This is a genomic window from Methylophaga sp. (assembly GCF_009711715.1).
GTDB lineage: Bacteria > Pseudomonadota > Gammaproteobacteria > Nitrosococcales > Methylophagaceae > Methylophaga.
Genome location: NZ_VENF01000007.1, coordinates 26,678 through 38,977, shown reverse-complemented (window position 1 = coordinate 38,977; position 12,300 = coordinate 26,678). Strand labels below are relative to the sequence as shown.

Below are 12,300 nucleotides of genomic sequence, written 5' to 3'. Positions count from 1 at the left end.
TCTCTGTGGGTTACTCCTCTGATTGATTTAATAAGATTATAGCCTTCTTCCCCACATCCACAGTCCGGTGAAAGACAGAACCACCAGCAGGATGCCCAGAATATCGATTAACCAGATACCTACCGTGCCCAGAATACGGCCGTTGTGAATATCAATTAATAACTGCTCAACTGTCACCCCTTTGCCGTAAAAGTGGGTTTTCAGATCCGCTGCAACACTGTCAGGCATCGGATGGGGCCTACTCCATGAGACGCCCTGTAATGACATCGGTTCCCAGATATCGAGCATAAAATTACTGCGCCACATACCGCTGCGCGCCTGTAAAACCGGTTCACCGTGATAGGTGCCGATGTTCTGAATCGGTGCCGGCACACCAGCTTCAGCCCCCATTTTTTCAACAAACTCCCCTTGGTGGGTGAGCAGTACCAGCGCCTGATCGGTAGCAAGCACAATCAAATCTTCCAGCATGACAGCGCCGACCAGCGGTCGTTCCACATGTGTCACCGGCTGCGCATCGACAAACAGCTGGGTATCGAATTGGGAAATGATTTTATTGCCTACCAGAAAGGAAATATCGGCCTCTGCACTACCGATACCATAATGGCTCATCAACCAGTCTGAGCTGATGTAGCGTTGATAGAGATCGAGATCTCTGCTGTGATTCAGCATCAGTCCGACTGCTGATTGAAGCAAAATGAGGCCGGCTAGCAACCAAAGAACCAGCTGAGCCGCAAGCTTCAATCTGTGATTCATCTTCTTCCCGTCAATCTTGAAAGCTTAAGTCTGCCAGTGTTAACAAAGAAAGTGTAGCCTTGACAAGACCACAAACAAAAAAGGCAGCCGAAGCTGCCTTTTCAGTCTTTGGTGGTTTAGAAATCAACCACGACACCTGCCCATACCGTTCTTTCGATATTAGGACGGGCGCCAAATGGGCTGCGTGATACGATTTCCTGTCTGTCAAACAGGTTTTCGACTTTCACAAAGACCTCCGGTCCCATATCAAACTGATAGCGGCTGATGAGATCGACCGTAGTCAATGCATCAGTTTCATCGAATGAGCTACTGGTCTCATTACAACCGGCTACCGCACAGGTTTCATCGATATACTTGACCACAGCATAGTTATTCCAGCCACTGATATGTTCCAGACCGACTCGCAGGCTGGCCACATTTTCAGGAATGCTCTGAAGAGTCAATCCGTCTTCGGCTCCGCCTTCGTCCGTAGTTTCAGCATCAGTGTAGGTATACATCAGATCAACGGGAATATCGAAATCACCCACCGAGAACAGAGTTCCTGTAGTGAATTCCAGACCTTTAACTTCCGCGCCACCCAGTACTTCGGATCCTGAAGTTTGACCGTTGCTGCATGGATTACCCACTGAGCATTGTTCAGCAAAGTTTTTGAAGTCACTGTAGAAGGCAATCGCTTCTGAGTAGAACACGCCGTTATTAAAACGAACACCCAATTCCCAGTTATCACTGGTTTCTGGCTCATCACCATCGGCAGCACCGCCACCTAGCGGTGTCATGCCTTCGTGGAACCCAGCCAGTACTTGCCAGCTATCAGTCAGATCATAGGTCGCAGCAATACCAGCGAGGTATTCCCGATAATCGTTTTCACGCTGATCTTCAGGATCGTCCAGTACAGTCCGTTCCGGGTTGGCGTATTGATTACGCTCGGTTTCAACGTCTTCCATTCGAAGCGACAGATTCAATAACAATTTGTCGGTGACCTGGTAATCATCTGTCAACCACAAGCTGAATGCATCTGCCTCTTCATAGCGGTTATCACCACCAGTTGGCTCAACGGTATTTTGGTAAACCAAATTGCCATTCACTTGATCGTATCTATCAACCGGCTGATAACGATCCATTTCATCGTGGTGGACTCGGGCACCGAAATTAATTTCATGATTGGCTACGAACCACTCGAAATTAGCTTGAACACCACGTGACTCATAGGCACGGTTGTTGTTCTTATAGGCCAGTCCGGCAACGTCTCGAGAGCCATCGAGAATAGCTTGAGCATCGCTATTACCACCATTGGCATCGTCAATGATATTGTCGCCTGTTTCAGGGTTTTTACCATCATATTTGAACCAGTTACGTTTGAAATCATTATGGTAAACCGTGACCGTTGAGGTCAGATTGTCGGTCCATTCAAACACGTGACTCAGGTTGATACCGGTATGCTGGTTGTCCATTTCATCGATATGGGTCAGACCATAACGACGGTTTTCATCACGGCGGAAGTCGACATCCGTCAAACCGGCATAAGTCTCATCAGAATTTTCCAGTGAGCGCTGAATCTTGAATAAAAACTGGTTACGTTCACCTTCCCATGACAGTTTGGCTACATAGTCTTCAATCTGGAAGCCACTGTTATCATCAAAGCGATCGATATCTTTATACCCCTGGTAGTGACGCTGAGCAGTCTCAATGGAGTAGCCCCATGGGCCAGTCTTCCCACCATAGTTCAGATGCAGATCCGCAGAGCCACGATCATTCATCATAAACATCGCGTTGCCCTGGTTAGTCTCAGGAATGGGGGTTGATACCAGATTCACTACACCACCCACCGTTTGTGGACCATATCTAAGTAGTGGGGCCCCTTTAAGCACTTCGATAGAATGCATACGTGATGTAGTCGGGAAATAATAAGCTGCCGGATTGGAATAGGGTGCCGGCGCAATCAGCACACCATCTTCCATTAAGGTGATTTTTTCACTGCGGCCCGGCGCTGCTGAGCGAATACCGATATTGGGACGAAGACCGAAACCATCTTCTTCCTGAATATAGACACCAGGCACCGTTTTCAGAACCTGGTTAATGTCTGTTGCGGCTTCGATCGTCAACTGCTCGTTACTGACAACAGCCGCTGAACCCGGCAGTTTACGGGCCGCTTCACTGTCACCGATAACGGTGACGGTATTCAGCTCCGCCGCTGTTTCTTCAGCAAATGATAGTGATGAATACAGGCCGGCTGTGGTCGCCAAAGCGATACCACTTGCCAGCACAGTCAGTTTTGATTTCACTTGAACTCTCCTAACTTGATTGAAATAATGACGGAGAGAATACACTAATTACGAATCATTATCATTTGTTTTCGTTACTTTTGTGACAAATGTTAATTTATTGTTGCAAAAATGCTACATCATCATTCGCAAACCCGGCTGACTGACACTGTCGGTATTAAACTCAAACAAGCCACGGCTGATGTCTTTGGCGAATTCTGAAAAATGGTGTTCCGTCATGCGGATGGTGATTGATCCCATGGTCAGATGGATCATCTGACAGTCCGGACAGTGCTGAATGTCGACGGTTGAGGATTCAAATACGGTTTGAGGTCTGCAGCTTGAAGCCATGTTATCTCCTTAGTTAATCACTGCTGAAAGGTCACGCAATGCGTGTTCGGGTAATTGCCTTTGCCGGCAGTACAGCGACCACCAGCGCTGGGATAATTGCTGCCAGAGCTGCTTGATATCAGGCTGATCATAATGGGTCAGCAGCAGCCGGTAATTACGGCTGAGCTGTAATGCGACACAGGCGCTGGGCTCGCGCTCGTAGTTTTTTTCCAGTTGCCGGTTGGCGGCAATCAGGCATTCACGGCGCCAATCCGGCCGACGATGGAGACGAGCCGTCATGACATTTTCCTCGCCGCAGTTGCCAGCAACATGCTCCAGACAGTGCGTTTGGACGGTTTATCTAGGCAATTGAAATCGGCCGCGTGCAGTTTGCCCTCAGCAATCAGCGCTTGCAGGCGGTCCTCGCTGAAAGCGAGATGAATGGTATGACTAGGTTGCTGATTAAATTGTGCTGTCTTCATATCTCACCCCTACTGAAAAACAGTAACGCTGAGTATAAACACGCTTTAATCTAAATGCAAATCATTATCATTTAAATACTTAAACGATTGATAGGACTACTGATGGTTCAGGGAGAATAGGAGCCGGTAGCGTAGTAACCAAAGCCGACGAAAGGCCAGTCATGCTTGGGATTGTAGGGTCTGCCGGAAGCACTGTTTACCGGCCAGCGCTGACTGTCGATGATATCGATGACGGGCAATGTCAACGTTTTCTGATCGACTTTGAGTGTCGCCTTGTCCGTAATTCTGCCGTAGACGGTCAGCATGCTGCCGTTGGTAAAAATTTCCGGATCGAGAAATTCATTACTGCGAACCAGAAATCGGCCCTGGCTTTCATTGGATTCGACTGGTCGGCCGTAGCGGTTGAGCGGAAACTGCACGAGTTGGATCTGGGAATAGCTTTGTTCGTTCTTCACATCAATGATTTTGCCGCCCCAGCGAACCGCTTCGCCCATATAAGCATCGACATTGGGCGAGACCTGTTTAAGCTGAAGATCAGCATGGGGAGCATGCTGAATCGTGGCAGGGGCAGAACTGCAGGCCACAATGAACATGGCCAGGCTGGCGATAATAAGCGCTCTCACATTTCCTCCCGTCCGGTGGACCCACCGGTGATTGTCTGTGTATGCAGATTGACAGGTGTACCCTTGATTAGTTTCTGTTGGCAGCGTTACTTAACGACGATTTTTCTTTTGCTTGCGGGCGGCTTTTTTTGCGGCTTTCTGCTCCCGGGCAATCAGCACCTCTGCCCACTCTTTTTCGGTCATCTCCGATGTTTCCCAGCTTATCGGCCCCAACATGCCGGCACGGATTTCCGTCAGAATTATCTTGGCCACACGCTCCAGATCCACCCTGCCACCTCCCCGCAGACAACCGCGGCGACTGCCAATGGCTTCCATTGTCTCCAGACCGCTCTCGGCAAGCTCAGATAATTCGAAACGCTGTTTGAGCTGAGAGGGATACGTTGCCATCAGATACTCGATGGCATAGAGCGCGATGTCGTCATTATCAATGGCGGTTTCCTTGATTGCACCGGTTATTGCCAGTCGGTAACCGCTATGCGGGTTTTCAAGATTTGGCCATAACACGCCGGGCGTATCATGGAGCACAATGCCCTGTTCCAGCTTGATACGTTGCTGCATCTTGGTAATAGCGGGTTCATTGCCGGTTTTGGCAATCTGGCGCCCGGCCAGTGTGTTGATCAGGGTTGATTTGCCAACATTGGGGATGCCCATGATCATAGTCTGGATCTGTTTCACGCTGCTGGCTTTTGCCGGCACCATTTTCTGACAGAGACTGAGCAGGTCTTTCACCCGATCCGGGTGCTGCGCGACCATCGTCAGCGTTTTGACTGACTGCTCCCGCTCCAGATAGGTTTGCCAGCTCTCGGTTACCTCAGGATCGGCCAGATCCATTTTATTCAGTACTTTGATGCAGGGTTTATTCCCCCGCAGCTCGGCCAGCATCGGGTTCTGGCTGCTGAAGGGGATACGGGCATCCAGCACTTCGATGATGAGATCTACCTGGGGCAGGATCTGCTTCATCTCCTTGCTGGCCTTGTGCATATGGCCGGGATACCACTGTATGGCCATCATTGACCGCCTTGCAGCCACTCGGGCTGGAAATCTGTTCGCTGTTTCATGGCGGCTATTTTAGCCGAAAGCCCGCTTTTATATCAGCCGTCGCGCAGGTACTTGCTGATATCGATCTCGTCTATCTGCTTGGCCGGGAGGAACCGCTTGGCATACTGAAGGTAAACACCACTGCGAAGGAACAGCTCAAAGACTTCAACATCGATATGATCGTTCTGAACCATCTTGTGCAGAATATCCAACGCAGCACTGACCGGCTTGGCTTTTTTGTAGGGGCGGTCAGCCGCCGTCAGTGCTTCGTAGATATCGGCCAGCACCATGATGCGTTCCGGCATCGATAATTGATCACCGGTCAGTTTCCGCGGATAGCCGGTACCTTTCATGGTTTCATGATGGGTGGAGGCATAGCGCGGTACCCGTTTGAGCTCGTCAGGGAACGGCAGGCTTTCCAGCATCTTGATGGTGCTGATGATGTGCTCATTGATTTTGAAACGATCCTCAGCACTGAGCGTACCACGTGATATGGCCAGGTTATGCAGTTCGCCCAGGTTGTAAAGATATTCAGGCACTTCCATTTTGATACCGAACTTCGGATCAAAATCGGTACTGTGCTGGCGCTCTATCAGATGCTCGGGCCGATCAACCAGCAATTTCTCAGTGGCAGGCAGCGGTCGAGGCGCTTCCTGTAAACGTGATATTTCACCTGAAGACAGGCCCAGCTGGTCATCGAAATAACGCAGCCAGGTGGTTTCTGCGAGCTCATGCAGTCTGGCGACGTCTTCCTCGCTGATGAACTCGCCACCGACATTGGCATTGGCGATAAAGGCAAAATCATCCCGCAACTGTTGCTGCTTATCCTGCTTCTGCTTTTCCAGTGCGGCTTTGTCAGCCCCGGGTTCAGCCAGCCGAATCAGGTAATCAATCTCAGCATCACGCCACAATACTTCAAACCGCATCCGGACTTCATGGATACGGTTGTAGATCGTTTCCAGCTTGGTGCCTTTGTCGATGATATGTTCAGGCGTGGTGATCTTGCCGCAGTCATGCAGCCAGGCAGCTACCTGGAATTCACGCCATTCTTCGGCATTTTTGAAGGCAAAGTCTTTAAATGGTCCATGGTCTGACTTCTCCGCTTCCCTTGCCAGCATAAAGGCCAGTTCAGGCACCCGTTCACAGTGACCTGCGGTGTGGGGGGACTTATCATCGATCGCCTGCGCTATCACTTTGATAAAGGCATCGAGCAGTTCTTCCTGGGCTTTTTCGTGGCGCTGTATCGCCGCCGACATATTGCTCATTGAGCCGGCCAAATCGCCGACTTCAGCAATACTGCTGGAGACTTCCTCGACATCTTTATATCGCCGCTGGGTGATTTTTTCACTGTCATCTGCCAGTTGACGGATGGGGCGCACGATAGGGCCGGCCAGCAGCCAGGATATGGGCACCAGCAACAATACAGCCAGCGTAGTCAGCAGAATCGAGGTTTTGACTTTCTCCAGCCCCGGCGCCAGCACGGTATCCACCGGCGTGGCAATGGCGAAGTAGTCCTGCTTGCCTTCCGTTTCACCAAACGGGGTCAGATAAACAAAATGCTCCTCGCCATCCAGCGATACAGTCTGCAAATCATCCGTCACAGTCTGTTGAGCCATCCGCATCAATTCTGAATAGGGCACGGCGCCGAGCTGGCGGGAAACACTACTGCGGCTGTCGAGCCATTTATCTTTCAGCGCCTGCAGGTGATCCGGCCCCAGTGCGGCCATGGCCTGATTGAAGATATCTGTCAGACCAGGGTGTGATTTGTTGATCATAAAATGCAACTGGGTCGGCATGGAGGCTTCACCGAAATCCAGCGGTTGATGAATTACCACATCTTCAATAAAAAACTGTGCTGCGGTGTAGTTAAGAATCGGCGCCGTATCTATCGCTGCATCCGCTTTACCTTCGCGGACGGCATTGAACATGGCACGCACATCATCAACACGCACAATCTTAATCTGAGGAAAGTTTTCTTCCAGATTGTTGGCCAGTGACCAACCTGCTGGAATGGCGACCGTCTTGCCGAATAGCTGTTCAACCTGACTGATTTTTTCACTGCCTTTGGCCGTGACAACCCCGTAAGGCACCTGCAGGAAAGGTTCACTGAGATCGCCCAGCAACTGTCTGTTTTCTTCAAAGAAAACCGGCTGAAGTACATCCAGTTCATTACTCAGAAACATTTGCCCCATTTCATTCCAGTTGAGGCCGTTGACATAACGAATGGGAATACCGGTCATGTCGGAGATATATTTCAATACATCAATGGCGTAACCATAAGGCTGCCCCGAGGCAGCAAAATTGATTGGCGGCCAGTCGATCTCATTGGACACGGTAAGGTAGTCAATCGAATCAACCAGTTGCTGCTGTGCTTCTGATAATTGAAGCTCGGGTGCCGGCGGCAGTGCCTTGGCTTCTTTGACGGATTGATTTGAGGCGATGAGCTCACCGGTTTCCTGATAGAGGTAAATCTCACTGTCCTCGCCCAAATCCTGCGTATTCAGGAATCCGGACAATGATGACAATGTAATATCCAGTGCCAGCACCGCCTGGTTATCCGGAACCACTGTGGAATAAGTCTCGCCCGGCGCCTGGAGGTGCTGGAACAGGTAAGGATCGGTTTTATTGACTTCACCCAGTTTAGCGTCGGTGAACCAGGGCCGTTTGCGGGGATCGTAATCGGTTTTGTGTTCTCGGCTGACACGGATATTGAATTCAGCATCCAGGTAGTTGAAACGTCTAAGCCGCTGCTCGCCCTCGCCAAAAACACGGATAGCAACCCAACGGTCCTCGGGCTTGGCTCGCAATTGCTTACGTATAGCCGGATCGGCTTCAAGGTTGATCAGCTCATAAAAATCACCATTCGGGAAACCGATATAAATGGCATAAAACAAGGGATTACGATGCATGGCCTCGGCAAACAACTGACGAGAGTCGGCAGTAATGCCACTGTCTCCGACGAACCGGGTGAACTGTGAGAGGATTCGTGTTGCCGCCGCGGCCCGGCTATCCACAGCCGATAGGTAATCCCGTGTACTGGCAGCAGTTTTCTGATAGACCGACAGCGTCGACTCGGTGGCCATGTCGGTACTGAAAAAATATTGCAGACTGATTGCGACAGAAGCCGTAATCACCGTGGCGAACAGGAAAAAACCAATGACGGTTGCTCTGATAGAAATTCGTAAGGGCTTACCCCCAGGCCATGACTTCATGGGTGTTCCTCGTTGCTAGTCAGACGTATATTTATAAGTATGATTATCTAAACCCACTTTATATCACCATTGCCAAGATGACACTATCGACTGCTTGGGTATAATGCGACTTTTTTCATGATCCGGAACCTGTTATGCCAAAAGCCAGTGAACTGAAACGCGGAATGGTAGTGGAACTGGCTGCTGAACCCTATGTGGTCAGTCAGATTGAAGTTCGTAATCCATCATCCCGCGGTGCCTCAACTCTGTACAAAATCCGTTTCAACCACCTTAAAACCCGGCAGAAACGGGATGAGTCACTTAAAGGCGAAGACTTTCTCAAAGATGTCGATTGTGAGCGACGACTGGTTCAGTATTCCTACCAGGATGCTGACAGCTACGTGTTTATGGATAAAGAAACCTTTGAACAATTCATGATTGACGCCGCAGATATTGCAGAAGAGATTAACTATATCAGCGACGGTCTCGATAACATTGTGGCGGTGCTGCTTGATGGTCAGTTGGTCGCCATTGAACTACCGGCTGCTGTCAATCTGCAGATTGTCGACACCGCACCCGGGATCAAAGGTGCCACCGCTGCGGCCAGAACCAAACCGGCGACACTGTCTACCGGACTGGAAGTTCAGGTGCCGGAATATATTGAAAATGGTGAAGTCATCCGGGTCAATACCGACAGTGGAAAATTTATGTCTCGTGCCTGATGGAACGATTGACAGGCTGACTGCCATGACATGGTTCATACCGGCAGGGCTAATCCGCTATCATAAGATCAGAATCCAATGCGAGCTGGCCCCGTCCCCGATGATGCGATGCGACAAAAACTGAAACAATATCTTTTTATCAGTCTGGGCTGGGTATTTGTTCTGCTGGGCGCCATCGGGGCGGTGCTTCCCCTGCTGCCCACCACGCCGTTTCTTATTCTGGCTTTGGCCTGTTTCGCAGAAAACTCACCCCGTTTTCATCGCATGCTGCTGCACCACAAATGGTTCGGTCCGCCTCTGCAGCAGTGGGAAAAAACACACACTATGCGACGTAGTGTGAAGAAAAAAGTCTATCTTCTGATTATTGTCACTTTCGGTATTTCCATAGCCGTGCTCTGGGGCCGCACCGGACTTCAATTAATGCTGGTCGGTATCTGCCTTATACTGCTATGGTTTATTTCAAGAATCAAAGAAGCCGAGAGTCTCGTTAAATGAAAGCCAGTGACGCTATCAGGCAGCGCCATTCCGTGCGCCGTTTTCTGCCCGAGCCGGTGGATAAAAACCAAATCCGCTTTTTGCTGGATATTGCCAGCCATGCGCCCTCCGGCGCCAATACCCAGCCCTGGCAGGTCGCAGTCGTGACCGGCAACAGCAAACAGCAGTTATGCCAGCAAGTCACCGACGCTTTTGAGGCTGGCATCAAGCCGCAACCGGATTACGAATACTATCCGCTGGAATGGCAAGAGCCCTATCTCAGCCGCCGCCGCGCCTGTGGTCTTCAGTTATATCAGAGTCTGGGCATCGACAGAAAAGACAAAGCCGCTCAAAAGGCACAGTGGGCTGCTAACTATCGTGCTTTCGATGCACCGGTGATGCTGCTGTTCTGGATGGACAACGTTATGCAGACCGGCTCTTTTATTGATTTTGGTATGTTCCTGCAGTCTTTTATGATTGCGGCAGTTGATGCCGGGCTGGCCACCTGTCCCCAGGCAGCGCTAGCGGAATATGCGCCGTTGGTAAAAAACTTGCTGGGGATTCCCGGTGAGGCCACCCTGTTGTGCGGTATGGCACTGGGTTATGAAGACCGCGCAGCCGCTGTTAATCAGTACCGGACCACCCGCGAATACCACGATACCTTTACCCGTTTTTACGATTAAATTTGCAGGAGACAAGATGCAATTACAGGCCTTTCTTGACCGACTCGAAAGCGAACCCGAATCTATCCAGTTTGAAGACAGCATGGCGGTTATCGAAGCCAACTATGACTTCACCCCGACCGCTTTCCGCAATGGCGAGATACTCAACGAGGCAGGCCAGAATAATGGCTCCTGCAAGATCCTGGCTTTCGGACAACTCAACGGATTGAGCGTCGACCAGACCCTGGCCTGTTTCGGCAAGTTTTATCGTCAAGATGTACTTGCCAACCCAAACGGCGAGGATCATCAGAACATCCGTAACTTCATGCGCACAGGCTGGGACGAAGTGTCTTTCCATGGCACCGCGCTGATGCCGAAATAGTCATTTTTCCTGTCACGGCCAGTGCTGTCTCAGACAACCCCAAACAACTGCAGCAGGGTGATTTGGCAGTATCTAAAACTGCTTGATTATGTTAGAGTTGCGCGGTTATATCGCCCATTTATCGGAACTTAGACACTTCGCTATGGAACTACAACCAAATAAAAAAGCCGACACGCGATTCCTGTTACTGGAAGGCGTGCACAAAAATGCCGTCGAGTCACTGGAAAAAGCGGGTTTTACCAACATCGAGTACGTTTCACACGCCCTCGATGAAGCCTCGCTGATGGAAAAAATCAAAGGGGCACGCTTCGTCGGCATTCGTTCAAGGACCCAGTTGACCAAAAAAGTGCTGGACGCGGCGGATCGGCTGACCGCCATCGGTTGCTTCTGTATCGGTACCAATCAGGTCGATCTGGAAGCGGCGAAGATGAAGGGCATCCCGGTTTTCAATGCGCCCTACTCCAACACACGCTCCGTTGCAGAGATGGTCATCGGTCAGTTAATTCTGCTGCTGCGAGGCATCCCAGAGAAAAACTGGAGTGTGCATAACGGTACCTGGCCTAAATCTGCTGATAAATCCTACGAAGCCCGTGGCAAGACGCTGGGCATCGTCGGCTACGGCAGTATCGGTTCGCAGTTATCTGTGCTGGCTGAAAGCCTGGGTATGAATGTCATCTATTATGACGTGGTCACCAAACTGCCACTGGGTAACGCGACTCAGGTCGACAGCATGGATGAACTGCTGCGCCTGTCAGACGTAGTAACCCTGCACGTGCCCGAACTGGAATCGACCAAGAACATGATGACCAAGGCCGAGTTCGATAAAATGAAGTCGGGCGCGATCTTCATCAATGCCGCCCGCGGCACCTGTGTGGTTATTGATGATTTGGTACAGGCACTGGAAGAAAAACGACTGGCCGGTGCCGCTATCGATGTATTCCCGACCGAGCCCAAGTCCAATGATGAGCCGCTGGAATCGCGTCTGCGTGGATTCTCCAACGTGATTCTGACACCGCATATCGGTGGCTCAACCGTGGAAGCACAGGCTAATATCGGTCTGGAAGTCGCGGATAAGTTTATCCAGTTCGCGCAGAACGGGACGACTGTTTCAGCTGTTAACTTCCCCGAAATCGCCCTGGCGCCAAGACCGAATACCCACCGTCTGCTACATATTCACCATAATCAGCCGGGCGTGTTGTCGAGTGTCAACAGACTGTTCGCCGAGCACGATATCAACATCTTGGCTCAAAGCATGACCACCAAGGATGAAATCGGTTACCTGCTGATTGATGTGGCAGAGTTTGATTCGACGCTGGCGTTTGAACATCTGCAAAGTGTGGAAGGCACGATTCGCCTGCGGGTGCTTTACTAAACAAATAAAA

At 50.6% G+C, this 12,300-nt stretch carries 13 protein-coding genes; 5 read left to right on the top strand and 8 right to left on the bottom strand.

Annotation, left to right across the window (positions count from 1 at the left end):
- Positions 1 to 36: 36 nt before the first annotated feature.
- The 8 genes from FH755_RS05600 to FH755_RS05565 form a co-directional block, all read right to left on the bottom strand.
- Positions 37 to 669, bottom strand: coding sequence for a PepSY-associated TM helix domain-containing protein (locus FH755_RS05600; protein WP_292439454.1), 633 nt, complete (start codon positions 667 to 669; stop codon positions 37 to 39).
- Positions 670 to 869: 200 nt separating this feature from the next.
- Complete coding sequence (locus FH755_RS05595) at positions 870 to 3,035, bottom strand: TonB-dependent receptor (protein ID WP_292439453.1); 2,166 nt, start codon at positions 3,033 to 3,035, stop codon at positions 870 to 872.
- A gap of 114 nt (positions 3,036 to 3,149) precedes the next feature.
- Positions 3,150 to 3,365: a hypothetical protein gene (locus FH755_RS05590; RefSeq protein WP_292439452.1), complete on the bottom strand. Its 216-nt coding sequence runs from the start codon at positions 3,363 to 3,365 to the stop codon at positions 3,150 to 3,152.
- 9 nt (positions 3,366 to 3,374) lie between these two features.
- Positions 3,375 to 3,644 carry a hypothetical protein gene (locus FH755_RS05585; protein ID WP_292439451.1) on the bottom strand — a complete coding sequence of 90 codons (270 nt, stop codon included), beginning with the start codon at positions 3,642 to 3,644 and terminating at the stop codon, positions 3,375 to 3,377.
- On the bottom strand, positions 3,641 to 3,826 hold the full coding sequence (locus tag FH755_RS05580) for a hypothetical protein (RefSeq protein ID WP_292439450.1): 186 nt from the start codon (positions 3,824 to 3,826) through the stop codon (positions 3,641 to 3,643). Before FH755_RS05580 ends, FH755_RS05585 begins: the two co-directional genes overlap by 4 nt.
- Before the next feature lie 107 nt (positions 3,827 to 3,933).
- Positions 3,934 to 4,449 (bottom strand): Slp family lipoprotein, encoded by a 516-nt coding sequence (locus FH755_RS05575; RefSeq protein ID WP_292439449.1) that lies wholly within the window; start codon positions 4,447 to 4,449, stop codon positions 3,934 to 3,936.
- 90 nt (positions 4,450 to 4,539) lie between these two features.
- Positions 4,540 to 5,457 (bottom strand): ribosome biogenesis GTPase YlqF, encoded by a 918-nt coding sequence (ylqF, locus tag FH755_RS05570; RefSeq protein ID WP_292439623.1) that lies wholly within the window; start codon positions 5,455 to 5,457, stop codon positions 4,540 to 4,542.
- A gap of 83 nt (positions 5,458 to 5,540) precedes the next feature.
- Positions 5,541 to 8,699 carry an HD domain-containing phosphohydrolase gene (locus FH755_RS05565; protein WP_292439447.1) on the bottom strand — a complete coding sequence of 1,053 codons (3,159 nt, stop codon included), beginning with the start codon at positions 8,697 to 8,699 and terminating at the stop codon, positions 5,541 to 5,543.
- Between the two features lie 134 nt (positions 8,700 to 8,833).
- On the opposite strand from FH755_RS05565, the gene yeiP reads away from it, so the two are divergent.
- From yeiP to serA, 5 genes are all read left to right on the top strand, one after another.
- Complete coding sequence (gene yeiP / locus FH755_RS05560; protein ID WP_292439446.1) at positions 8,834 to 9,400, top strand: elongation factor P-like protein YeiP; 567 nt, start codon at positions 8,834 to 8,836, stop codon at positions 9,398 to 9,400.
- Between the two features lie 78 nt (positions 9,401 to 9,478).
- Positions 9,479 to 9,895 carry a YbaN family protein gene (locus FH755_RS05555; RefSeq protein ID WP_366658708.1) on the top strand — a complete coding sequence of 139 codons (417 nt, stop codon included), beginning with the start codon at positions 9,479 to 9,481 and terminating at the stop codon, positions 9,893 to 9,895.
- Positions 9,892 to 10,557, top strand: a complete 666-nt coding sequence (locus FH755_RS05550; RefSeq protein ID WP_292439444.1) for a nitroreductase — start codon at positions 9,892 to 9,894, stop codon at positions 10,555 to 10,557. Before FH755_RS05555 ends, FH755_RS05550 begins: the two co-directional genes overlap by 4 nt.
- A gap of 16 nt (positions 10,558 to 10,573) precedes the next feature.
- The gene (locus FH755_RS05545) at positions 10,574 to 10,918 is read left to right on the top strand and encodes a HopJ type III effector protein (RefSeq protein WP_292439442.1); all 345 of its coding nucleotides are present in this window, start codon (positions 10,574 to 10,576) and stop codon (positions 10,916 to 10,918) included.
- Positions 10,919 to 11,060: 142 nt separating this feature from the next.
- On the top strand, positions 11,061 to 12,290 hold the full coding sequence (gene serA, locus FH755_RS05540) for a phosphoglycerate dehydrogenase (protein ID WP_292439441.1): 1,230 nt from the start codon (positions 11,061 to 11,063) through the stop codon (positions 12,288 to 12,290).
- Positions 12,291 to 12,300: the final 10 nt, after the last annotated feature.